This is a genomic window from Vibrio tubiashii (assembly GCF_028551255.1).
Classification (GTDB): Bacteria; Pseudomonadota; Gammaproteobacteria; order Enterobacterales; family Vibrionaceae; genus Vibrio; species Vibrio tubiashii_B.
Map to the genome: position 1 here is coordinate 269771 of NZ_CP117031.1, position 26004 is coordinate 295774.

At 46.5% G+C, this 26004-nt stretch carries 14 protein-coding genes and 1 pseudogene; 7 read left to right on the forward strand and 8 right to left on the reverse strand.

Translation table 11 applies throughout. The features are described from left to right. Positions 1–51: 51 nt before the first annotated feature. Positions 52–11982 (reverse strand): VCBS domain-containing protein, encoded by an 11931-nt coding sequence (locus LYZ37_RS24190; protein ID WP_272788475.1) that lies wholly within the window; start codon positions 11980–11982, stop codon positions 52–54. 430 nt (positions 11983–12412) lie between these two features. Between LYZ37_RS24190 and LYZ37_RS24195 the strand changes: the two genes are divergently transcribed. The 3 genes from LYZ37_RS24195 (at position 12413) to LYZ37_RS24205 (ending at position 16570) form a co-directional block, all read left to right on the forward strand. Then, the gene (locus LYZ37_RS24195) at positions 12413–14299 is read left to right on the forward strand and encodes a methyl-accepting chemotaxis protein (RefSeq protein ID WP_272788476.1); all 1887 of its coding nucleotides are present in this window, start codon (positions 12413–12415) and stop codon (positions 14297–14299) included. A 767-nt stretch (positions 14300–15066) separates the two neighbouring features. Next, on the forward strand, positions 15067–15342 hold the full coding sequence (locus tag LYZ37_RS24200) for a helix-turn-helix domain-containing protein (RefSeq protein WP_069669699.1): 276 nt from the start codon (positions 15067–15069) through the stop codon (positions 15340–15342). Further along, positions 15335–16570 carry a type II toxin-antitoxin system HipA family toxin gene (locus tag LYZ37_RS24205; RefSeq protein ID WP_171321772.1) on the forward strand — a complete coding sequence of 412 codons (1236 nt, stop codon included), beginning with the start codon at positions 15335–15337 and terminating at the stop codon, positions 16568–16570. Before LYZ37_RS24200 ends, LYZ37_RS24205 begins: the two co-directional genes overlap by 8 nt. Positions 16571–16879: 309 nt before the next feature. Here the strand turns inward: LYZ37_RS24205 and LYZ37_RS24210 are convergent, their stop codons facing one another. Together LYZ37_RS24210 and LYZ37_RS24215 are read right to left on the reverse strand one after the other, a co-directional pair. After that, positions 16880–17500, reverse strand: a complete 621-nt coding sequence (locus LYZ37_RS24210; RefSeq protein ID WP_272788477.1) for an NAD(P)-dependent oxidoreductase — start codon at positions 17498–17500, stop codon at positions 16880–16882. Positions 17501–17562: 62 nt separating this feature from the next. Continuing rightward, positions 17563–18213, reverse strand: a complete 651-nt coding sequence (locus LYZ37_RS24215; RefSeq protein ID WP_171802452.1) for a TetR/AcrR family transcriptional regulator — start codon at positions 18211–18213, stop codon at positions 17563–17565. A gap of 277 nt (positions 18214–18490) precedes the next feature. On the opposite strand from LYZ37_RS24215, the pseudogene LYZ37_RS24220 reads away from it, so the two are divergent. After that, positions 18491–18628 (forward strand): annotated as a pseudogene (locus LYZ37_RS24220) (amidohydrolase); the annotation flags it as partial. A gap of 267 nt (positions 18629–18895) precedes the next feature. Here the strand turns inward: LYZ37_RS24220 and LYZ37_RS24225 are convergent. Continuing rightward, positions 18896–19780 (reverse strand): LysR family transcriptional regulator, encoded by an 885-nt coding sequence (locus LYZ37_RS24225; RefSeq protein WP_171381494.1) that lies wholly within the window; start codon positions 19778–19780, stop codon positions 18896–18898. Positions 19781–19897: 117 nt separating this feature from the next. Here LYZ37_RS24225 and LYZ37_RS24230 point away from each other — a divergent pair, with 117 nt between their 5' ends. Further along, complete coding sequence (locus LYZ37_RS24230; RefSeq protein WP_171381493.1) at positions 19898–20569, forward strand: type 1 glutamine amidotransferase domain-containing protein; 672 nt, start codon at positions 19898–19900, stop codon at positions 20567–20569. 364 nt (positions 20570–20933) lie between these two features. On the opposite strand, the gene LYZ37_RS24235 is transcribed toward LYZ37_RS24230, so the two are convergent. Further along, on the reverse strand, positions 20934–21197 hold the full coding sequence (locus LYZ37_RS24235) for a hypothetical protein (RefSeq protein WP_272788478.1): 264 nt from the start codon (positions 21195–21197) through the stop codon (positions 20934–20936). Between the two features lie 290 nt (positions 21198–21487). Continuing rightward, on the reverse strand, positions 21488–21985 hold the full coding sequence (locus tag LYZ37_RS24240; RefSeq protein WP_004744164.1) for a GlcG/HbpS family heme-binding protein: 498 nt from the start codon (positions 21983–21985) through the stop codon (positions 21488–21490). Between the two features lie 167 nt (positions 21986–22152). On the opposite strand from LYZ37_RS24240, the gene LYZ37_RS24245 reads away from it, so the two are divergent. Together LYZ37_RS24245 and LYZ37_RS24250 are read left to right on the forward strand one after the other, a co-directional pair. Next, positions 22153–22827 (forward strand): response regulator, encoded by a 675-nt coding sequence (locus tag LYZ37_RS24245; protein WP_272788479.1) that lies wholly within the window; start codon positions 22153–22155, stop codon positions 22825–22827. After that, a complete protein-coding gene (locus LYZ37_RS24250) occupies positions 22811–24202 on the forward strand; it encodes a sensor histidine kinase (RefSeq protein ID WP_239826667.1) in 1392 nt (463 codons plus the stop codon). The genes LYZ37_RS24245 and LYZ37_RS24250 overlap by 17 nt, the downstream gene beginning before the upstream one ends. A gap of 34 nt (positions 24203–24236) precedes the next feature. Here LYZ37_RS24250 and LYZ37_RS24255 read toward each other — a convergent pair whose 3' ends face one another. Together LYZ37_RS24255 and LYZ37_RS24260 are read right to left on the reverse strand one after the other, a co-directional pair. Further along, positions 24237–25643: a HipA domain-containing protein gene (locus LYZ37_RS24255; protein ID WP_272788480.1), complete on the reverse strand. Its 1407-nt coding sequence runs from the start codon at positions 25641–25643 to the stop codon at positions 24237–24239. Continuing rightward, entirely contained in the window at positions 25636–25971 is a 336-nt protein-coding gene (locus LYZ37_RS24260) for a helix-turn-helix domain-containing protein (RefSeq protein ID WP_272788481.1), read from the reverse strand. Before LYZ37_RS24260 ends, LYZ37_RS24255 begins: the two co-directional genes overlap by 8 nt. Positions 25972–26004 lie beyond the last annotated feature (33 nt).

Here is a 26004-nt window from a genome sequence, read left to right on the forward strand (position 1 = left end):
TCAAGCGCTAGAAAGGGAGCACATTGCGTGCTCCCTTTTTTCTATCAATGGCTAGTTATTTGAGTCGAGATCTGGCAGTCCATCTATGTCGTTGTGGAGGTGTTTATCGTCATGCGCCTGCTGTTGAACGTGGTGAGTATGCGCATCCGACATATCGATATCCGTTTCTTCGATACTCGTTACTGAGTTAACGGTATCATCGACGTGTGCCAGCACAATGTCGAGGTCAGCTGGAGCCTGTTGATTGGAATCCGTGTTGGTATGGGCAGGCGTAATGCCCAGTGCGTCTAGGTAGGCAGCAGAACCGGTAGGATGCTCACCGCCCACTGGTGTATGAGCATCTAAAGAGACGTCCTTACCTAACGAGTCGTCTAATGTGACCGTCAAATCTTGTACGTTGCCCAACGGTGAGAAATCTGGCTCATCGTGCAGCACAGGCGGCGGTGGTGGTGGTGGCGGGTTGACATGGCTCTGAATATGCCCCTGCAAATCCTCTGTTGTTACGGCAGTGACACCTGTTACTGAGTTATGGGTTGTTACCTCTGTTTCGAAGTAGTGATGCCCGCTGCTGATGGGGTGTGCGGATATGACAACCAAATGCCCATTAGCTGGCACAGTGTAACTACCATCCCCATTAACGTTAATGTTATGCCCATTGCTTTGCAGGGTTAGCCCTTGTTGTAGGTGGGTGAGTCGAATACCTGCAACCGATTCATCACTGGAAGACAAATGGGCTTGGATATTTACGGGCACTTCATAGTGATCGTGGGTGGCGAGAGGGAAGTTCGGTGGCAAGTGACCTTTCAGTACTGTACCATCTCCAAGAATGATGTTTTCGATATCTTCCAATTCCATCTCTTCATGTCCATCACTTATCTTCTCTCCATGATCATGTAAGCGTGGCGCGTTGTTACGGGTGTAGGCACCTAAAATGAGGGTGTCGCTGCCATGCCCCCCCTCGATTTCTTTGTCTGTCAGTCTTCCACCGATATAAAGAATATCATTACCGCCTTCCAGTTCCGCCTCTTCGTTGAGTCGACCTTGGACGATGATGATATCGCTATGTCCATGACCCTTTATCTCATGATGACCGCTAGCCATAGTTGCATGTTGTCCAATAGAGTGCGCATAAGCTTGTACGGTGCTTGCGGTAATACCAGCCGTCACATGGTGAGCATTTCTGGTATCGACAGTGACACTAATGGTTGGTGGTGTATAAGGCACAGGGTCAGTATGACCATTTATCGTCATCGTGATTTGTTGGCTTGTCTGCCCACCATGACCATCATCAACCAGCAAGGTGAAGGTGTCTTGAAGTGTCTCTCCATCATTAAGAGCATCGACTTTCGGGTTGCTATTGTTGAGGTGATAGGTCCAAGTGTTGGTGTGGGGATCCAATTGAACCTGGCCAAATTGAGCATTATGGCTTGGGTCTACAGTCACACTAACAGCATCACCATCAACGTCATTGATATCAAGCTGTCCGCTAGCGTTCGGGTTAGTGTCTTCACTTACTGAGTGGCTACTACCTGGGGAATGCTCTGATACTGTGGGAGCATCGTTAGTGCCGGTAATTGTGATAGTAATATCGTGAGTTGTACCATCTTTGGCTTGTACAGTGATCGTCTCGGTTTCAGTTTGTCCTTGTTTTAACTGCTGAACAAGCGCGTGGTGGTTGTAGAGATTGTAAGTCCAGTGCCCATTGCTGTCGATGTGGGCATGACCGTATCCTTTACTTCCCACAATCCCAGCTCCGCCGGTGACTTCAATAAACCCTTGAGTGCCATCAGGATCGGTCACATTTAATGTGCCTGTGATTTGGGTATGCGTATCTTCTAGAGCTTGACCAGTGGAATCACCGTTAAATGTGGCAGGATCATTTACAGGGGCGACATTAATGAATATGGAGCCTTCTTTTGAGTCTACATGCCCATCGTTGGCGGTAAACTGAACGGCTCCTAATCCATTTAGACCTGCGCTAGAGTAGTTTGGTGTTGGAGTGAAGACCAATGAAGAAATGTCCGCAGCGGGGATGTCATCGCCAACACTCACGCTGTGCCCATGTAAACTCAGGGTTCCGTGTGCCACATTAGTGATGGTGATATGACTCATTGCATCACCATCGACATCGGAGTATTTGAAATCGGCTTTAGTGAAGCGCAAAGGCGTATCTTCGGGAGAGCTCTTGAAGTTGGAACCCACTGTTGGATCGTCATTCACTGCATTGACGTTTAGAATCATTGTCGCGCTTGCGGAATCTTGGTGGCCGTCATTTGCTGTAAATTCAATATTGGCGTAGTTCATGCCACTCTGATCATGAACCGGCGTGAAAGTAAGATGTCCAGCGTCCAAATCTGCTTTCGATATTTGCTGATTAGTGGTCACCACTACGCCATTCAACATTAATAGGCCATGAGCGGGTAACTGGGTGATAGTGATATGAACTAAAGCATCCTGGTCTACGTCACTGTAGCCAAATTCTGCGGTAGTAAAGGTATGAACCTGATCCTCATCACTGCTTACGGATTGAGGAATCACAGTAGGGGCATGTTGCGCTGGTGGTGTCACGTCAATAGTGAGTCGGTTTTGAGCAGAGTCGCCTCTAGGGTTGCCGCCATCATCTCCAACACGGTAGACCATGCTTGGTACCGTCCCTGTAAACCCTGCCTCTGGTGTAAAGGTATAGTGACCATTTGCTTCAATGGCCAATGTCCCGATACCCACCATCGTGTGTGGATGCCCAGGCGTTACCGTTACATAGCCTGAAACAGGGTCTTTGACTTGGATATCTTGCAACACTAAGTGTGCATTGGAGTCAGTGTCTGTCGCTGCCCCACTTGCGCCTTCATGAGTGCCGATACCAGATAGGAGATTGCCTTCAATTGGGCCACTATGTTGGACGCCTGAATCACTCAGGCTATGTAATACAGGTTTATCGGTCGTACCGTTAATCGTCACTGTAATAGAGTGTTTGGTGCCATCCTTAGAGGTTACTTCAACGCTGTCTGTGAGTGTCTGCCCATTATCGAGATCTTGGACCTGTTGATTGTCATTGTCTCCAACATAAGCCCATGTGCCATTGCTTGAAACAATAAAATGTCCATAGCTTCCATTATGATTTAGATATTGTTGACCATTGAGGTCCAATGCCGCTTCCCCTTGACCATCGACATCAGATACAACTAGGTGGCCAGTACATTCAAGGGCATTTGTTATAGGTGATGCTCCTGTAACATGCACATTGTGGTGAAGGCTTGTGTCTTCGGTAATACTACCTGCATCACCTGTAAATGTAGCTGCGTCATTCACTGCATTGACGTTCAATGTCATTGTCGCACTTGCTGAATCTTGTTGGCCATCATTGGCAGTAAACGTAAAGTGCGCATAGTTGGCACCGTTTTCGTTGTGGATTGGAGTGAAGGTCAAATGACCGGCGTCTAAGTCAGCTTTACTGATTTGCTGGTTGGTGGTTACCGCTTTGCCATTGAGAAGCAATAAACCATTTGCAGGCAATTGGCCAACGGTGATGAAGTGAAGGGCATCGCCATCTTGATCGGTATAGCCAAATTCGGCGGTAGAAAAAGTATGAGTTGTATCCTCATCCGTTGAAACGGAATGGGCAGTGACGACGGGAGCATGGTTATCGTCGGTGCCTTGGATGGATATCGCAAGATGCGCTGTCGCTTGGTTGCCATGGTTGTCGCGCGCAGTGTAGGCGATACTATCGACGAGAGGTGATGAGGTAGAATCGAGCTGCTGAATTACGCTCAGTTGGTTGTTTAAGGTGTAAGTGTAACGACCGTCTGAACTTAAATGGAATGTCCCGTAAGTACCCTGAATGTCACCTGTTGTGGTAACAGTAGTCGCATCAGCATCGTTGCTTAGTAGGTTGCCTGAGACTGGTGTCGTTGAGTCTTCAACGGCTGTGTTGCTATCATCGCTAACGCTAGCGGCTGTGTCTAATACATAATTCGAACTTGCTGATGATTGAGCAGTGACGGTATTGCCTGCAGCATCTGTGCCTGCGACTCGAATTGTTAAATGACCATCCGGTAACGAAGATAAGTCTATGCCAACAAACTCTTGATATTGATGGTCAGGGTGACTAACACTTGTCCCCGTCCCTTGTCTCTGCACCGTTTTCAGGTCGACAAGCAGAGGCGCGCCACCGCCGTCACTGGTAATTTCGAGAAGCGTGACTTCTGAATCCTTAGGTAAGTACACTTGCACCATCATGCCTTGACCATGTTGGTCGACCTGAGCGGAATTCACTCGTATGTCGGTTTGAGTGTCTAAGGTGTAGGTGAGCGATGTAGAAGGAGATACGTTACCCGCCACATCAGTCTGTCTCACTTGAACGTTATTAACACCCTCATTTGGAGTGAACTGAGTACGCCAATGCACACCATTGTCGGTGGAATATTCTACTGTTGCGCCTTGCTCGATGCCGCCAATGCTCAGATCTCCAACGTTAGTCATATTATCTGAAGAGGAACGCCCTGAATCTGAGGTAAGGGAAACGCTTGGTGCTGTGGCGGTATTATCTAGAGTGAAGGTTAACGAACTGCTCGCGGATACATTTCCTGCAACGTCGGTTTGTCTCACGCTAACCGTATTTGAGCCTTGTTGCGGGGTGAAACTCGATGTCCATGTGTTTCCGTTGTCGGTCGAGTATTCAACGGTTGCGCCTGTCTCTTGTCCAGTGATAGTCAATGAACCATCGCTAGTAATCAAATCAGATGAATTGTTTCCTGTATCGTGGGTTAATGAGACTTGAAGCGGTGCCACTACAGTATCAACATGCAATGAAAGAATGGATGATGTTGCTGGTAAAACTGAAGAAGGCGCTAAGGCTTTGGCAGAAAGATTATGATCGCCATTCGATAAGCTGCTCACCGCCACACTATATTGTCCCGAGCCATCAGACATCGCATGCCCAATAGGTGTAGAGCCATCATAGATGGTGACTTGTGAGTAAGGAATATCCGTGTGCCCGGTGATTGTCGGTGTGCTGTCTTTCGTGAGGTTATCGGTATCGGAAGTACCAGTATCACTAGACGCCGCTAAATCGACGGTGACTGCATTATTTGGCGGAGTGTTTGTCCCTGCTGGTAAACTTGGTTGCGTGCTTGTTACCAGTGGGTTGGAAGGCACAGAGGTTGAAATCGTCGGTGATTGCCCTGGCACAACTGAAACATGACCGTTGGCATCAAAGGTGATGAACTTTGACGACTCACCACCGTGATTGTCAGCCACTTTGACTTCAAACACATCGGTGCCGTGATATGTGTGTGTCGCCGCATTGTAACTCATCCCAGCAACCGAACCGTTGGCTGTATACACATACGCGCCTGAATCTGGGTCGACCGATAGCGAACCGAATTGACCTGTTGAATTGACGACAGAGAAGGTATGAGTGTCGTTCGCGTCAACATCAGTTTCGGTCAGCGTGCCCGTTGTTGGAGTGGTTTGGGCTACCGATAAAACGGGGTCATCATTGGTGCCATTAATAGTGAGAGTAATCACATGTGGCGTACCATCTTTAGATTGGATAGTGACGGTATCCGTGAGCGTTTCACCTGCACCTAGACTTTGAACTTCTGGCTTACGGTTGTCGATGTAATAGTGCCATCTTCCTTGTTGATCTATCTCTAACTCACCACCAAGTGCGGACTGGTAGGGTGCCCAGTTAGGGTGTGAGGGAGCGCTGATCAGCGTGTGGTAATCAAAGCCTGATTCTCCCGCATCTGGGTCGATGGCCGTAAGGTGTCCCTGAGCTTCTAATTTATTAGAGTAGTTGCCTTGTACTGAAGGGTGGACATTTCTATCTTCGGTGACACTACCTGTGTCTACACCTGATATGGTTGCAGCATCTCCAACCGCGTCGATATGTAATGTGTTAGTTGCTTCTGCAGAGCTAGCATGTCCGTCATTAACCGTGAATTTAAATTGAACATCACCATTAAAGTCAGTGGCTGGGACAAACTGGAGTTTGGCGATATCGGCAGTCGCGATACTTTGACCAGCAGTGATATCGTTTCCATCGAGTACAAACTTACCTTGAGTCGCTGGCGGCAGGTCAGTGATCGCGATTGAGTGCAGCGTATCGCCAGTGTCGACATCAGTGAAACCGAATTGACTCACCTGCATTTGATAGTGTGTATCTTCCGTGCCATGGACAAGAGTGGTTGCCGATACGGTTGGTATATCGTTGGTTCCTACGATCTTAATATCGATGACATGATAATCACCGCCAACAGTATGCACATTGTATTGGACATGCTCCTCTTGCCCAGCAGCCAATTGCTGAATTTGGCTGTTGTTAACGGTATAAGTCCAAGAACCATCTTTGGAAATGTGAAGACCACCGTGCACGCCACTGTTAAATGGATCATGGCGTTTGCCCACATCCGTTGAGAAGGCTGATTGGTCGTGGTCAGGATCGAGGGCACTCAGTTTACCTGATATGATCTCGACAGGCGTTGAAGAGCGATCTTCATACACATCAGGTTTTGAGGTGACTGATATCGTTGCTTTGTCATTACTCCCTTGAACGAGCACTTCAATATGTTTAGTTGCGGTTGATCCGTCAGTCGATATCGCTGTGATATCAAAACCTTCTGCCTTGGTCTCACCTTGTTGTAGCGTATTCGCCTTTGAGTGGTCTAGGTCATAATGCCATTGCCCATTGCTATCCACATGAAGCGTACCGTAAGCGCCAACAGAGTTACCTGCGGTAAAGGTGACGTAATCTTTACTGTCGGAATCGTGCGCGAGTAGGGTGCCTGAAATAGTGGTTACCTTGTCCTCAACGGCCGTTCCTAATGCCGCCGTTAATGCGTCAGGCGTATCGATGATCACATGATCATCGGTACCTAAGATTTTGGCTGTCAGCGGGATTCGTGTGCCATCTGCGGTGATTAGAGTGATCGTATCAGTCAGTGAATCGCCATGACTCAGTGATTGAACTTCAGCGTGACTATTATCCGCACTGTAGCTCCATTTGTTGTGGCCATCGGTTGAATGAGTGAAGTTGAAGGTACCGTGGACACCTGCAAGATTCATCGCGAAGTTTGCTGGTACCGTATGCTTAACGCCATTGACCTCTATTTGAGTAACTTTTGCTTCCGATGGCGAGTCAATATCCTGAATATCGAGGTTTTTCCAACCTGACCATAACTCATTGGTGCTTGTCCCCGATTTTAGATGCTCTTCAGTGACAAAGTTGGAGGCGAGTGTCGGCTGCAGTGTGGCAGCATCATTGCTCGGTAACAGCGTGGTAGACGCGCCAGTGTGAGTAACGCCACCATGAGCATCTTTGACGTCATAAGTGAAATGCACTTTACCGTTGAAATTATAGTCTGGAGTGAAGGTAAATGTACCATCTTTGTTGTCGACGAGAGTGCCGTGATCCGCATGCAGATTTGCGATAGAGAGGTGCCCGGCATCGTTAGTATCCACATCGACAGTATTTGCAAGCAACTCAGTTGTGGTGATGGTTTGTGCGAGATCTTCTTTTCCGCTGTTGAGCTGAACTTCTGAAGAGCAGTACGGGCGGTCATTGTCGCCATGAATGGTGATATGAATGTCGTGAGTGGTACCATCAGCCGATTTGATGGTGACGGTATCTGTTATTGATTCCCCTTGACCCAGATGATCAATTTTTCTACCCGTCGCGTCTTGACCTATGGAAGCGTAGTAGCTCCAATCTCCGTTACTCTGGAGAATCACATGTCCGTGTGTACCTTGGTAAGTGCCCGTTTGAGCATGGCTTTCACCAGAGTCTGGATCAACGATGTTCAAGTGGCCATCAGTGTGTATTTCATCGTTCCATATTTTACCGATGTTTCCATGCATGTGATCTGGTGAACGATCATCGACGTAGCCGCCAGACATAGAACCGTCTGGCGCTGTATAGGTATGTCCTTCATGAACATCTCCCGTATCGCGGCCAGTGAACTGCGCAGCATCGCTAACGGCGTCAATATGCAGAGTGTTGGTTGCTTCTTGTGAATCGACATGTCCATCATTCACCGTGAATTTGAATTGAACATCACCGTTAAAGTTTGGGGTAGGGACAAACTGAAGCTTAGTGATATCGGCGGCTGTGATGCTCTGACCTGCGGTGATGTCGTGTCCATCGAGTACAAACTTACCTTGAGTCGCTGGTGGTAGATCAGTGATCGCGATAGAGTGCAGCGTATCGCCTGTATCGACGTCGGTGAATCCGAACTGACTCGCCTGCATTTGATAGTGTGTATCTTCCGTGCCGTTGCTTAGAACTACCTTGGTAACTGTCGGTGTGTCGTTGGTTCCGACGACATCAATATTTAAGTCGTAGGCAGTACCATCGAAGCTGTGTACTCGATAGGTAACCGTTTCAACTTGCCCTTGCGCTAGATGTTGAAGCGCCGCGTTGTCGACGCTATATCCCCAATTACCCGCGCTATCAATTCGAAGCATGCCACCAAATGGATCGTGAAGACGAGTCTCACCAAATTGACTGTATTGGAACTTATCTTCGCCGCTGTCTGGGTCGATGACTTGAAGTTGGCCGTTAGCTAATTCAGTCGTGGTGCCGTTGTTGTGCGTTGCATGTGGTCCATCCTCAATAACACTTCCTGTGGTTACTTCAGAGATAATGGCTTTATCTGGGGTCGCTACGAGGGTGGTACTTGCGCCAGTGTGGGTGGTACCTCCATGCGCGTCTTTCACATCGTAGGTGAAGTGTACTTTTCCGTTGTAGTCTCTATCTGGGGTGAAAGTATAAGTTCCGTCTTTGTTGTCCAGAATAGAACCATGATTTGCGTAGAGGTTAGCCACATTTAATTGACCGATATCGTTGTGATCAACATCAATACTGTTAGCGAGTAGCTCTGCCTGAGTGATGATCTGTGGCAGGTCTTCTTTGCCAGAGTTTAGTTGTACTTCGCCAGAAACATAAGGCGCATCGTTGTCACCGTGAATGGTGATTATTATGTCGTGACTGGTGCCATCTTTGGTTTGAATGGTAATGGTGTCAGTCAGCGTTTCCCCCGCGCCTAACTTGTCTATGGTTGTTCCCACGGTGGTGCTCGCGCCCTGTCTTAGCCAGTCAGTCTGACCTGCGGCAACTTTATAGTCCCAGTGACCGTCCTCGCGAAGTAACAGGTGTCCATACTGACCATGATAAGAGTAAAGTCCGCCCTGAGTATTAAATCCTGCTTCACCAGAATCAGGGTCGATAATGGATAACTGACCGCTTGTCATAAGTCCATCATGACTGATTTTAGACATACCAGGTTGCGCATAGTCAGGTGACATATCCTGACCAGCTTGGTTTTCGTGCACGCTGCCCGTATCGACACCTGATACCTTGGCGGCGTCATTGGTGCCAGTGACGACAATCTCTAGATTTTGTGTCGAGGTTGCACCATGTTCATCCGTAACGGTGACAGGAATGGTTAGAGTATGAGACTTACCTTGAGGAAGGTGGTTATAGCTTGCATTCGATGGATCGAAACTGTAACTACCATCCACATTAAAAGTCAGTCCATCAACGGGGTTAGCTATGGAATACGTGAGTGTTGCGCCTGTATCAATATCGTGGCCAACCATTTGTCCATTTAGCACGCTTCCACCTTCAGTCACAGAGTGCGACTGTGCATTGATGGTTGGGGCATCGTTGGTACCATGAACCGTAAGCTCTATCGTATGCGTTGTGCCATCTGCTGAGCGTATAACGGCTGAATCGTGTTTAACTTCCCCTTGCGCTAAGTTCTGTATATTGCGGTTGTCGAGCGTATAGGTATAGTGACCGTCGCGCATGAGCAGTATGTGCCCACCGAGCTTGGTGTCGTAGCCAATACCTTGATAGGTTTGCGGACCAATATTCGGGTCAAACTGAGCCTCTCCCGCATCAGGATCTTGGATGTTTAATTTGCCGTCGTAATGCAATTGATAGTGGGTGTCTATATACCCACTATCTTCAGTCACTCCCCTTAAGTCTGCATTGGTTTGTGCGTCGGTAATCATCGCGTTATCGGGAGCGGCGGTAAGATCGAACTTAGCCTGAGTACTGACGCTACCACCGTGGCCGTCAACTACATCATAGGTGAGTCGAATTTCACCATTGAAATCTTTGTCTGGCGTGAAGGTATAAGTGCCGTCTTTGTTGTCGACCAGATGTCCGTGAGTGGCTTGCAGATTCGTCACATGCAACACATCGCTACTATCAACATCGCTTGCGTGCGTTAGTAAATCAGAAGCTTTTATGGTTACAGGTTGATCTTCTATTCCCGCAGGGAGCTGAGTCCACGCACTGACGATTGGTTTGTCGTTGCTACCTTGCACATCGATAACAATTTTATGAGGGACTGTCGCTCCAGCTGAATCGGTGGCGGTGATCCAAAAGGATTCTGATTGATGCTCGCCAGCCGCGAGCTTATCCGCCGCACTACCGGTTGAATTATCGAGCTGATAGTGCCAATGACCATGGGGATCGATAGACAGTGTTCCCCATTGGCCTTGAGGTTGGTTGATTGCCCACGTAATGGTGTCGGACTTATCTAAATCGGTTGCTGTTAGAGAGCCTGTTGCATCTGGTTTTCCTGCCGTGTTTAAGCCCTGTTCGATGATTGCGCCACTTGAGGTACCTGAGATAGTAGGGCGGTCATTGGTGCCGTTAATGGTGACTGTGATTTGATGCGGCGTACCATCTGCCGAATGAACGGCAATCGTATCAGTAGCCGTCGAGCCTTTACCCAAGGCTTGCACGGTTGGGTTCGTGTTATCTAAAACGTAAGTCCATGATCCGTCTTTGGCGATGGTAAATGTGCCCAGATGGCTGTTAACCTGAGAAGCTTGAAAATGGTCTTCTCCAAGGTCTGGGTCTGCTACCGCAAGCTGGCCTTGTACTTGTGTTGTTAGATCTTCTATGACCGAGCCTGCGTCTACTCCGGTAATGACCGCATTGTCATCGTTGCCACCGATCGTCATATCGATTGTTTGCGGTGTGCCGTCTTTAGTGTAAATCGTGAAACTTTCATGCAGTGAAGTGGCCCCGGTTAACGCTTGAACATTCGAAAGAGAGTTATTAACTTGATATTGCCAGTGACCGTCAGCATCAATGGTTAATACCCCATAGGTCCCAGGGATGACATCAGGCTTCACTGAACTCTCGCCTTGATCTGGGTCTATGACATCAATTTTGCCATTTGCGTGCAACAAACCTTGTGAATCAATGTTGTGATCTTCGGTGACGACGCCGGTTAAGTCTCCGGAAATACTTGGCGTGTCTTGCTGACCTGTAACCGGTATTTGAACAATGATGCTCGAGCCGTTGGATAGATGTAACACAAAATGATCAGTCCCTTGTTGGTGCTGATTCAACAGAATGTATTGAGGCGATTTGGGGTTTAATACAAATGTGTATTGTCCATTTACATCGACATGCAGTTCTCCGTATGTCCCCTTTATTACTTCTGGAATAAAGGTAACCGGTAAAGTTGGCGTAGGGGGCGTGTTTGAATGAGTTGGCTGACCGTTACTTCCCGCTGAAATGGTTGGTATAGAGACCGACGGAATATAGTGAACTTGTGGATGAGAAAGCGTCGATAAGTGATGGGAAGGGACTAAATGAGTGCTTGTCTCATGGAGAGCCTGATTTACATCTGAATGAGCGCTTGTGTGGTTTTCATTTGTTGGATTACTTTGATGAGTCGCCTCAAAAGAGGTGGTCTTTGCATGGTGATCAACGATGTTTTTGTTTGTGATACTGCTTGTCGTTGCTAGTTCTTTTTCATCGCTAAGATTGTCTGAACCCTCAGAAGCGTCTACGCGCTTAGCCAGTGATGGCAAGATCAACATCAGAGATTGAAAAAGGGGAATGTTAACCTTGAGATGCGAATGCAGTCTGAGTTTCTTTTGTTTTCTCTCATCACTTTGCTTGTTCTTTATTTGTGTATTTTTATTATTGATTTTGACGTTATTTTTGTTAGCCATCTTTTCATCCGTGAATCTTGGTTGCACTTTCTTAAGTAAAATACACAGATAGGGGTTTCGCTAGCTAATTAAATAATTTTTAAAGAAAAAATTTGAGAACGAGAAGGAGATACAGCTGCGTGTATCAGAGCATATAACTGGATGAAAATGGTTAACCATATGAGTGATCATGCGCAGACTTAGTCAACGCCTCGTATCGATAAAATTGTCATGGAGGTAGAGTGAAGGCCATTGGTGGTTTTACGATAGCACAACATATATATTCTATGAATTGGACTGCATTTAGTGACGTCGTGGTGAATATTTGAGTTCTGCAACTTTGAATAACTAGACTTCGATTATGATTTAACTCACGATGAGAAATTGTATCTGCGCCACTTTATCGTTTGCTCCATTTAGAACTGAACACGACACAATAATAAGGTTTTCAATGTTTAAGAAACTATCACTTAAAAACAAACTCGCGATATCAGCGAGTGCGGCCATTATCATCGGGGGATTATTGGTCGAAGCGCTTTCATTTAACGCTTCCCTAAGTCGTATGGATGCAGAGGTTGAACAGCGCCTTGAGAGTACAACAGCCTCTTACAATCAATACGTAACGGACTGGTTACTATCAAAAGAGCGAGCCTTGACTTCACTTTCTCAAGATGTCGATAAGGCCGCCATTGTTACGCATCTCCAACAGGTCCGTCACTCGGCGGCGTTTGACAATGTATTCTTAGCCTACCCAGATGGCAGTCAAGACAATGCGAATGGTGTTGTGCTCCCACCGGGGAATGATGATCCGCGTCAGTGGGGCTGGTACATCAATGCTGTCGCAGACCCTAGCAAAGTCTTTATGGATAACCCAACCGTTGCCGCCGCGACTGGCGCCAACGTGGTCTCACTGGGTAAGGCGCTCACGCTACATGGTCAACAAGTGGTACTGGGGGCGGATGTTGAGATCACTGATATTCTAAACAGCATGGACAAAGTGATCCTTCCGGGTGACGGTTACATGTTCATTGCCAATGAGAAAGGTAATATCTTTACTCATAAGGATACTAAGCTTCTCAACCAATCCGTTAGTCAGCTAGGTTTGGATTTTAACACGATTCAAAACGCTGCACGTAGTGGTCACGATGAGTCGATTTTAATCGGTGGGGAAGAGTATGTTCTGTATGCTCAGCAAATTGATGGGACAGCACTCACAACAGTGACCATTATCAACTACGGTTCCTTGGTCGCGCCTTTGTTTGATGCGGTATGGGGGCAAGTGTTAGCAACTGCTATTGTTGTGGTGGTGTGTACTCTTCTGTTCAACCTATTGTGTAGCATCCTATTTAGACCGTTAAATAACGTGTCTCAAGCATTAGAACAGATAGCCAATGGTAGTGGTGACCTGACTCAGCGTATTGAAGTGGAAAGTGGTGACGAGGTAGGTCATTTGGCGCACAATTTCAATATCTTTGTGGGCAGCCTGCAACAATTGATCGGTCATATTCGTGAGCAAGCGCACCTCATCAATGAACAGTCCGACAACAACACGCAGCGTTCGAACAGCGCGGTGTCAGAGATCCATCAACAACAGCAAGAGATCACGATGGTCGCAACCGCGGTGACGGAGTTAGCAAGTGCTACGCGAGAAATCGCCTCTCACGCAGAGCAAACTGCCCACGCAGCTCAGGGGTCAACGGTGAGCACGAACGATGGACAGTCTTTAGTTCAACATACTAAGGGATCCATTAACAACCTAGCCACTGAGCTTTCAGAAGCGAGCTCCGTTATTAGCGAGTTGGATCGCCACGCGCAAGAGATTTCAATGGTCCTCTCAACCATTCAAGGCATTGCAGAGCAAACGAACCTGCTGGCTCTCAACGCGGCCATTGAAGCTGCACGTGCGGGTGAGCAAGGTCGCGGTTTTGCCGTGGTGGCGGATGAAGTTCGCGTCCTATCACAGCGCACTCATGCCTCTACCGAAGAGATCAAGGCAACGATTGATACGCTCCAACAAACTACAACGCGCGCGGTAAGCTTAATGGATAGCAGTTCTAACTTGGCCACCACGTCGGTCTCAGATGCTGACCAAGCAACGAAGGCGTTGGGCGAAATTCATGAAGCGGTTTCGTTGATCAGTGATATGGCAACGCAAATTGCGACAGCAGCTGAAGAGCAGACACACGTCACTGGTGAGATCACGCAAAACATTGTCTCTATCAAAGATGTCGCTGATGAGCTTGTTATTAATACCCAAGACAGCTCTCAAGAATCAATCAAGCTGAAACGGCAAGCACAAGAACTGACTGACAAGGTGGCAACGTTCAAACTGTCGTAAAGAAGGTCAGCATTCACAAACGGCGAGGCACGAAGCCTCGCCGTTTTTTTTGGAGAAATATTGTCCCGATGGCTAGAGTCAGCCAGAAATCGCGCACCTACTTCGAATTTGGGGTTGATAGTTAAAGCGTTTTGGCAGTCGTTGTGAACAACTAATCGCTCCGAATGCGTGTGCCAGTTCTGCGCCAGCTCGTTTTTGTTCCAAGCGGCGTTAGAGTAGACGTTTGATGCGCATGGATAGCCTGTTTTCCCCCATCCAATCTAATGCCACTACCGCTCTTTGGTTGACCAAAATGTCAAGCAAGGTATGCCCTGGTGAAACAACGAGCAGATGCATGAAGCCCTAGTAACATGAGCTCGGTAGGGCGCCTCGATAATCGGCAGGAATTTGCAACAGCTCTGCTCTATGTCGCAGTCGGTGACTGATTCACACTCTTGTTTGCCCCTTGAACTGCGCCACACCGACGGATGACCAACGTGACGTCTCCCAATCATCTTGTCTGTGGTTGGTTATTGATTGCTTCTTGTGCAGGGAACGCCCATATCTGAAGAACGTCAGTTTTATTTTCTGCTACTATGATAACAAACCTGGCTCTATTTCTCATATATTTGTTACTATAGTATCAATATTAGCCTGACGCAGCGACGATTCTTGTAAAGGTGTCAATGAAGAAACCATTGGTCGTCTCTTTAAATTGCCATAATAATAGCAATTAATCCGTTTTTTGTGATAAAATTAATACTATAGTAGCAATTTAAGAGGCGTGTATGTTATCTCTTTATACCGCTTATGATGTGCAGATGGAACTCAAAGAGTTTATCAAGTCTGCTCGGAAAAACGATAAACTCAGTGTTCAGAAAATGGCTGACCTCTCTGGCGTGCCTTACGCGACGATCAGAAAGTTTGAGTCAACTGGCAACATCTCATTGCGCCAGTTCCTCATGCTGTATGAGACTGTCGGTGACTTGAAAAAAGTAAAAGAACTGACAAAGTCGTCTAAGCCGGAATTTAAATCAATTGAGGATGTACTTCGCCATGCTTAAGGCAGCCCTAACCGTAAAACGAACGCTTAGCACAGGTGAGAAGGTACTCGTTGGCAAGCTTGTTGAAAACAGTAAGCAAAGCTTCTTTCAATTTGATGAGGCGTATTTAAGCGGGCACTCCACCTCTCTGGCTCCGTTTAACTTAAAGCCAGATACAAGCCTGCAAGTTGCACCAAAAGAGCCGCATTACGGCATTCATGGGGTGTTTGGGGACAGTCTCCCTGATGGTTGGGGCCTTTATCTTATGGATCGTGTATTTAGACAGAACGGTCATAACCCAAAGGAAGTGACAGCCTTAGAGCGTTTGGCTTACCTCGGTGACAGATGCATGGGGGCGTTGAGCTATGAGCCTGAATTGGACTTATTGGATGAGTCCAAGGAGTCGATTGATATCATTACCCTTGGGCGAGCCGCAATTGAAGAATTTGAAGGCACAGAGTCTGCTTTGCTTGAGCATTTGATGAATACGGGTGGGTCGGGCGGCGCGAGACCCAAAATGAACGTCACGCGTCTAGCGAATGGGCAATATTCAACATTGGATGACGCACTGGGAACAAAGCTTATCGTAAAGCTGACATCTGAAAAATTTGACTTGAAGCACTCTGAATCACTCGTCGAATATTGCTACATGCAGATGGCCCGCAATGTCGGCATAGAGGTTCCTGACTTCCATTTAATCGATGCGGGTCATGGACGGTTTTGGCTAGAGCAGGAGCGATTTGATTGCACAGAGCAGGGGGGGCGAATCCATATGATTTCTGCGTGTGGGTTGTTAGATGCGCCGTTTCGAGAGCCTTCTTTGGACTATGTGGATTTAGTTAAAGCTACGCGCATCATGTGTAGCATCACAGAGTCTCAGAAGCTCATTAAGCGCTGTATGTTTAACTACCTAACGGTTAACCAAGATGATCACAGTAAGAACTTCAGTTTTCTGGCCAGTGACGCCGATAATTGGACGCTATCGCCGTTCTACGACATCGTTTACAGCCCCAACCCTTACAAAGAGCATATGACGGCATTTGGCGGTAATGGTCGGACGCCAAAGAGCGCAATGGACCAGCTAGCCGCTCAGTCGGGGTTGTCTTCAAAGAAAGCGATCATGGTGATGGCAGAGGAAATATTTGAAACAACACGCTCGTTTAGTCATGAGGCCAAACACCTAGGCTTGTCACCTAATCTAATCAAGGAGATTGATAAGGGTATGGTCGAAAAATTTAAGGCTCTGTAAGTATTGGATGAATCCAATTCGCCATGACTTTGTCGGCGATTTGAGGCTTACAGTAGCTGAGGTTATCCGAATTGCCTCTACAACATGACGTTTGTGCTCCTTCGCGTGTCAACGTAATTACTCGGTGTTACATCTTGTCACTGAGCTTGCCATACTTTTTTATATCCCAAATAAAATACCACCGTTTCAGAGGTGGCATTTTGGGGCTTTCAGGAAGAAGCGTGCGTTGTGATTTTAAGACCATCATTTGGCCTATGCAATATGTATGGTACTGCGAATAGACACGCTGAAAGGACTATCTTGCCTGATCTATTTATTAGAGATACCGACTACGTTATGAACATGAACAGATTGCTTTGCTTCAGATAAGAGAAAATTAGCCAATGCTGCTCGGGATATCGCTCTTCCTCCCTCAGGTAATGAACCTTCTGCTTGTCGGTAATCTATCGAGGCTTTGTCATTTAGAAAACCCACTCGTGCAATGGTCCATTCAAGGCCAGAAGATCGGATCGTCTCTTCCATAAGGTTTGCATTCCGAACATTATGCCTAGCAACAAAGCGCAAGATTCGATCAAGCCATTTGTTTGTGGGAAAAAGCAACGCAGTAGAAGTTACTAAAAGTCGATTCACTCCGCAGTCCTGCATAGCGTCTACTATAGCTTTAGCAGACTCAGAGTAGACGGTACAGGCCGCTTTGGTGGGGAGTCGTGGCCCTAAGGTAGAAATAACGAAGTCATGTCCTACGATGATTTTTTTTAGATCATTTGAGTCACAAACGTCTCCCACGTGAACACTTAGCTGCGAATGGGCGATATCGGCCAGTTTATCTTCGGAGCGAACTAACGCTGTGACTGAATCTCCAGCCAGCAAAGCACGATCAAGTATTTCCCGACCTGTTCTTCCATTCGCACCCAATAGTAGTATTTTCATATAGTGAACTTATTGTTAGTTGTTAATCAATCTTTGATGTGGAACTGGCGATAAAGTGAGTTCTATGAGTGATTGAATCGCGCTTCAAACCCATCAAGAAGCATATCGAGTGTCGCCCCAAACTGATCGCCACAGCTTTGTTGACCAACATGGTGCTGTACGTGCTCAATAAAATAGGGAATCAACTCAGGCTCTTCAACAGATTCAAGAAAAGCAGAGGCAACGGACTGAGCATCTTTGGCTTTAACTGGGAACCCGACAGCGTGAAGTGTGAAGCCTTCAATATGAATGACGATGGCATGATAGGCATCACACGCTAGAGGCACTGAAAAGCCACCTTCTCTGAGCACCCTTAGGATCGACTCCATGAACATAAGTTTATTTGGCCCTAGCTTTTGCGTTGACCAGATACTATTCACCCACGCATGCTTCATCAAAATATGGTGCGCTGCAATAGCAATGTCAGTGATAGCCTTCCTCCAGGGATCTCTAGGGTTTGGTTTAGGTATCTTAGCTGCAACCCACTCCACCATTTCATCGAGTAACTCTTCTTTGTTCGAAAAATAGTGATAGATAGACATCGGCCCTGTATTCAGTAGCTTTGCCAACTCACGCATGTTGAGACTGTCAATTCCGTGTTTGTCGGCATACTTCACCGCAACTTGAAGTATGCGCTTCTGAGAGAGTGAGTTTCTAATGTTTGTTTTTACCAAGTCGTCCCCCTAGAGTCGTACATTGTACGTATATTAGTACGCTGTACTAGTTTACGTACAATGTACTAAAGTTTTCAAGAGATATTGTGAAATAAAGGTGATACTGAATAGTCTTACAAGAAAGAAATTGAAGGGATATCGCTGGTTTTCTATATTTAGGGCAATGCGATAATTATCGAATTAAATTGAGGTTCTAACTCATTTCTGTCCGTCAACGCGTCAGTAGTTCTTGTCTGACATTCTGCCGGTATGGTCAACACGTTTGCGCCCCTTTGTCATTCAAGGGTGTTACATTCTCGTTGGTAATGGTATTGGAGAGTGTGGTGGAACTGCGCTACATAACCCGCACTACGGCTTGAATGACGATATTTTGGGTACCGGTATGCGCTTAGTCGAACAGCAATTAGCTAAGTAATCACAACTGGGGAAAAGCATCGACAAAACCTCTGATATGTCGGTGCCACAATGTTTGTGAGTTTCGTTAGTTCCGGAGCTGCCTTCGTGAACAGATATACTTAAGCATTGTTGTTGAACTAACTATGGTTCCAGTGGATTTGAACTGTGCTATCAAACATTACCGATTTTCCATATTTTAGTAATTCACTGCTAGTTAATCTTCAAACTCACGTAAATGGTTTTTGCCCCATTCTAAGCTGGATAATCTTTGTTTATTATCAGTTTTTCATTCCTGCCATTTAGCAAAGTGGTCGAGTAAAAAGTCGATCGCTAGCCGTGCTCTCAATGGTAAAAAATGCCGGTTTTGGTAAACAATCCAACTGCTGTTTCCACTTCCCCAATAGGTTTCCAGAATTGGCACTAAGCGTCCTGATGAAATTGCATCGTTAAAGCTGCTTTTCGGTAGGTACGCCACGCCTAACCCTTCTTCACACGCTTGTACAACGGAATAGGCATTATTGCTCTTCCATCTGCCTTGTACTTTCACACCATCTAATGGTTTACCTTCTTTTTGAAATTGCCAAACATCTTTATTGGCAACAATGCAACTGTGACGCTTTAGCTGCTCGGGGTGCGCTGGCAACCCATAATGATCAATGTAACTTTGACTAGCCGCCGCGGCCATTGGCCTGTCTACTAACTTTCTCGCCACCAGCCCCGAATCGCTCAGTCGTCCATAACGAATAGCGAAATCAAAACCATCTTCAATAAAATTAACCATACTGGTATTGAAGTTGATTTCTATCGTTAAATTGGGGTGTTGTTTGGCAAACTGCATCAACGCTGGGGCCACGTAGTTTTCAGAAAACGCGCCAGCTGCGCTCACTCTTAGCGTGCCACTCAATTGCGTTTGTTGTGTCGTAAGTTGCTCGTTGGCTTGCTGCAACCCAATGACTAGCTCCTTACACTGCTGGTAATACGCTTGCCCTGATTCCGTTAAGCTCACCATTCTTGTCGAACGCGCTAACAAGGCGACGCCTAATCGCTCCTCTAACCTTGTCACTTGCCGGCTAACGTGGCTCGTACTGCAACCTAACTGTTTTGCTGCTGCTGAAAACCCTCCGCTCTCTGCAACCGAAACAAACTCGTTGATGCCTTCAAAACTCTCCATGCTCACCTTTGCTATATAGCAATAATGTTTTCTCAATTTAGTGGATTATCACTCATTTGTTTGGTTATTAATATAAAGGTGTTCAACAAATACACATAAGCCATAAAGGAAATCATCATGAAGAAAGTACTCATTATTGTGACTAACCATGCGACGCTAGGCGAAACGGATCAAGCCAACGGTACTTACGCACCGGAGCTTACTCATGCACTTAGCGAGCTACTGGGGGCAGGCTTTGATTACGACATAGCTTCAATCAAAGGCGGCCAAGCTCCGCTATATGGAACGGATATCGAAGGTGACGCAGTCAATGCAAAAGTCTTAGCGGATGACGATTTCCAAAACCGTATCAACAACACAATTCCAGTGTCACAGGTCAACGGTGACAGCTATGACGCTATCTTCTACCCAGGTGGCTTTGGTCTTCTTTCTGACTTGGCGAGCAACGAAGACTTTGCAAAAATTTCGGCTAAGCATTATGAGGATGGCGGCATTGTAGCGGCCGTGTGCCATGGTCCAGGTGCTCTGCTGCCAGTTACGCTGAGCAATGGCGAAAAGCTACTTGCGTCTAAGTCAGTGACAGGTTTCACGCGCGAAGAAGAGATCGATTTTGGCACTATTAATGACATTCCTTTCCTATTGGAAGAGTCTTTGGCACGCGGTGCGGCGCGTTATTCTAAAGTGCAGCCTTGGCAAGAACTTGTGATTGTCGATGATCGAGTTGTCACAGGTCAGAACCCAACCAGTGCGTACGGCGTCGGTAAAGCGATTGTGGATCTATTGGCCTAACCAAATTTATCCGATTGAGTTGATAACTTTGCGTTCCCGTTATTAGGCGACATCTTGCAACTTAGTTTCCCTACATGTGGAATAACTTATTGATTCTCAGTTGAGAAAATATGAAAAGGCAGCAACATTGAAGGATGAAAGACGACAATTTGTCGTCTAATCAGCGTTAGCTGATGAGAGTAATATGTTAGTTCGCAATTTGAAAGTCGATGATTTTGAAGACTTCGTTGGTAAAATGAGCGTGTCAGTTTTTCACACAACTACTCTAGAGAATTATAAATCTATACTGTCTTCTGGTGGGCTGCTCGCCAATTTAGATGGCTCACGAAGTTCGGTGTTTGGAAATTCAAACGGTTTCTTTCGTTTACGATCTTACGTGTCGTTTTTCTAAATCGCCACGATGGTATTGCATCAGGGGAGCAGTTGGCATTTCAGACAGAGCATGAACGAGCTTCTGAATAATTTGATAAGCAGCAAGATGCGCCTGCCAGACCGACATCGCATAGAAAAAGTAGCGTGCACAGACTGCGATGGTCATAAGGGCTAAGTTGAAATACAGACTTAGGGTTCTCTGGCCATTGCGCAATGCGACGTATAAGCTAATCCAAGCGGTGAGTTCTGCGAACACGCACAGCACTAATACTGGTATAAGTGATGTGCTTTTCTTGCCTTTTAAATAATGAAATGAGTACTTGAGTGACGCTCATCTTGTCCGTTAGATGCATAGATGACTTATTAATGGGAGGCATTCTCATTTAAGCATTATGTTAACAATAGCAATATCGGGAAATAAAAAGCGAATATCGGGAAACGTTTTGCGGTGGTGGCACTAGAAATTGAGCAGGAGAATAGAGCGAATCTGACATTAAAAACGAACACTCCACCAGTGGCGATGAAGTGCTCGAATACAACCATAGATTACAGAAGTTTTTTCAACGCCGCGTCCGCACAAGCCACATCCAGATGACCACCTGGTGCGCCCCCAACGCCCACGGCCCCAATCATCGCTTTGTTTAATTCCACAGGTACACCGCCAGCCAGGAACAGTAGGTTTTCATTCATATACTGCAAAGGCTGTAGGATTGGTTTCTCAGCGATTGTCTTCATTAAGTTGCCTGATGGTTGCTTCATACTTGTCACGGTAAATGCTTTCTTACGTGAGCTGTCTAGAGTATGGATACCCGCGCCATCAGCACGTAGCTGAGCTACAACGTTACCCGATAGATCAACGACAGTTGCAGACACTTTGTAGCCCTCTGCGCTGCATTGATTGACAGCCTCTTGTGCCAACTTAAAAGCAAACTGAGACGAAATTTGTGTCACTGAAACGGTCTTGTTATCCGCAGCTGAAGTGTTGAACGATAACGCTGCGAAACCGAGCGTTGCGGCGATTGATGCGATTTTGATTGTTTTCATGTTTTACTCCGTTAAGACATCATGTAGTTGATGGAGACCATCTTAACGAATGCTCAATTACACAAGGCTTTCCCAAACATTACAAAGCTGTAATGTTGGTTATATTCAGGCAAGGATGTTGATAGAGTATATTTCGAGCGCAGTACAAATAGAGCGATGGACAATAGATGAAACTACTTTTGATCGAAGATGATATGCATATCGCTAAGTTTTTGGTGAATGGATTCCAGCAAGAAGCGATGACTGTCACGCATGCAACCAATGGTATCGATGGGCTGCATGAGGCACAAACAGCAGACTTCGATGTGGTCATTCTCGATATCATGCTGCCGCTCAAGGATGGATTTGAAGTATTGACCGAACTCAGAGGACAAGGCCATACCGTGCCCGTTATCATTCTGAGCGCCAAACACTCCGTTGAAGAGCGAGTGAAAGGGTTGGAATCGGGGGCCGACGACTATCTGGTTAAGCCCTTTGCCTTTCCTGAGCTCCTCGCGCGTTGTCATACCTTGACTCGTCGTGGTAAACCAGCAGCAACACAATTATTAGCGCTCAGCTACGGCCCTTTAACTCTCGACCTACTCAAGCACACTTTAGAGCGGGATGGGCAGTCGATTGCTATTAATCAACGTGAGTTCATGCTGATGAAACTTCTGCTTGAGAATAAAGAAACTGTCATATCCAAAACCGCCATACTAGAGCATGTTTGGGGCCATCATTTTGATCCTCAAACCAACGTCGTTGATGTTCTGGTATGCCGACTAAGAAGTAAGGTAGACAAGGGCTTTGCGAGCCCTCTTATCCACACGTTGAGAGGAGTGGGCTATGTCCTCAAGTCATAATGTAAAGCAAGCGTTAAATAGAGCGCAAACCAACCTTTTGATGCGCTTCATGGCGATACTGTTGCTCTGCTTTATGGTGGTTGAAATCGCTGTCAGCGCGCTGTTCTTTCTCGATTTGTATCGGGTCGAAAAAAAGCTTCTTAATTCAATGGCGACTGAATATCAGAGAATTTTAACCTACGATTCGGCGCAACGTTTACACCATGTTCTAGAAGCGAACCCACAACGTTTACTCAGTAACAATATTGCTGCCTACATGGTTAAAAACACTGAGCTGGAAAGCCTTGAATTTGTCGCTGGCCGAACAGGCATTTCAACAGAACGACCGTTTTCTCACTATGTAATTGATGATAAGTTTTGGATAGAGGCGTTTTTTGTGAACCCTTATATGACACGCCAAATATCCGGTGAAGATTACTCATTCTGGCTCGTGTTAGATAACCAGTCTCGCTACTTTGTCGCTGTTAACCAATCCGCTATTACCTTTGCAGCACTAATTGTCCTGATTATTGTGACGACTCTATTCACACGTAAAGTCATTGTTGACGCAATGTCTCCCTTGGTGACGCTTGGTTCGCTCTTAGACAAACTCAAGCACGGCAAGTTGGACATCCCAGAGCTTCCCGAAAAGTCTCCGCAAGGCTTGGATGTGATCAATACGAGCGTCCACAACACTGTAGCCAGACTGCAGCACGTTACGACAACGTTAAACACGACTGTTGATGCTATTGCTCATGATGTTCGCACGCCTTTGTCACGTATCACACTCGCTGCCCAATCGGCGTTAATGAACGATGATGACCCACAAGCAATGAGTGATGCGCTTTCTGACTGCGCCGAACAAGCTATGCTCGCAAGCAATATGCTGACCACACTGATGAAGCTCAATGATGAAATCCTTGGAAAGCAACTGCCCAATTATGCACCGACCAATCTGTCAGAAGTGATTCATAATGTCGTTAGCTGGTATGAAGATGTAGCCGAAGAAAAGGAGATTGCCCTAGAGGCTATAGTGAGTGATGAGCTCAACATAGTGTCAGACCCAGATAAACTTATCCAAGTGCTGGTCAACTTAGTCGACAATGCCATTAAGTACACCAATCCAAAAGGCAAGGTAACCATCCAAGCAGAGCAAAGTCTGAATGGGGAAGCGGTGATCCAAGTGACCGATACGGGTATCGGTATCGAACCCAAATATCATGATCTGGTGTTTGAGCGTTTGTATCGAGTTGATAGCAGCCGCAGTAACATTAGTGGCTATGGACTTGGCCTTTCGTTCGCCGCAGCTATCGTCGATAACATCGGAGGAGCGATTCGTTTAAGATCAGAGCTTGGTGTCGGCTCAACCTTTATCATTACGCTCAGATTTCACTAGATATCTAGATTTATGGTCGCCCCTGTATTTACCATTAAAGAAGCTCGCTCATTTCTGGCACCTTGTCGGCTTGCGCTAGCAAGTATTCACATTGTGTTTGGATGAGTGAGACACACAGTTCTATGTGTTCACGCTCTCCATCATCGATTCCTTGAGCTTGGGTCAGTCGAACCGTTTCCTCTAGGGCATTGTTTATGGCGCCAACGGTTTCTACCATGATGGAAGCCATTTTGGTGCCTGAATAGCCGAGCAGAGCACCGAACTCAGCTAAATCATAGCTGGTGATAGGGCATTGGAAGTTACCTTTCGGCGGATTTTGAAAGTCTTCGCTTTGCCAATCGCCAATCGACATTGCAAGACATTGAGGGATACTGGCGGCACGCCCCTCATGAGTCGACAATTTACCGCTTCGTGAGTTGCGTTTTGCGCCCTCTTGAGCAATAGCTTCTATGTTGACGAGATCATAAAAAGGGGCCAGTTCAAGGCCTTTAGGGAGCACGAAAAAGCTAATATTTTTACCATGAGCATCGTAGTTTAGAGTGGCTAGATTAAAGAGCATCCATTGGGTAAGCTTTAGGTTAGTGATGACCGTGTCTATGGTCTTGACGTTGAGTAGGCGTGGAAAAGAAACGCCATCACGCATATACACGCCATCGCCTTCATCCCCATTCTGACGCTCGTATTTGTACCCTGGAGGTAAGTCAGTCGCCTGACAGCCATCAATCACGTGTTTTCGTTGAACGACATTACGCGCGTCGATATAGGCACGATCGAACCGCTCGATGATCAGTGTTCTAGTCTTCCCAATGCGAGTTAACTCAACATTAGCGACATCCAAGCCTGCGAGCTTGGCCAATGTCATACAAAAGAACTCATTCACAGCAATACACGGTGCTTTACCGCTTTCAAACTTCAGAATGTGGTTCGAACTCAATTTGCCTTCACCAAATCCCCATTTTTCACCGCGCTTAAGTAAGTTTAACTTGTTTTGAACTCCAGCAACCGAAAGGCGCACTTTACCGTCCCAATACACTAATGGCGCTAGATTTCGCTCGAGGCGTTCTATTAGTTCATCATCAGGTACCGATCTAAAACTGGTTTCCTGAGGTGCTGAGCCTGGAACTCGAAAAGATAATGCGCCTGATGTTTCCGCACCAAGCTTACGGATCAGACCGAACGTATTGCTTTTGGAGATCGTCGTGTTTTGTATCATCTCCTCAAAGGCTTCTCCTTCAGGAAGGAGATTTCTGAGATAGTTCTCGATACTGCGCGGTGAAGCCTGATCATCGAAAAGGATATGTGGCGAAATCGGGAAACCAGTGTGTTTCCATTCCTCTTCATAGATGAAGGAGAACTCTGCTTCGGTTCCGACAGGAAGGATCAAACGGCCAATTTTGGTATTCGTACCGATGAACACATCTAACCGTTGTAACTTACTCATACCAACCATCCTCATTGCTGCTCACGCTGTTTTCATCTTGGGAGGGGGAGTGGCTATGTGGACGAACAAATAGGTTTAAGTCGATAAGGCGTAACGATAGGCCTAAGATATCCATGAGGATAAGTACATTGGCAAAGGTGACACTGGTATCGCCTTTTTCTACCTTCATCACTGTTCGACGAGATAAATTGGCTTTTGCAGCGAGATCGTCAATACGCCAGCCTCTATCGGTGCGTTTTGAGCGAATGGCGCTCCCCAGCGTTTCCATACTGAATTCGGTATTCAAATCAGGCATAGGTTGCGCTTTTACCATCTTACCTTTTTTCATAAGTGCCTTTTAATGTACTTTTATCACGGTTAG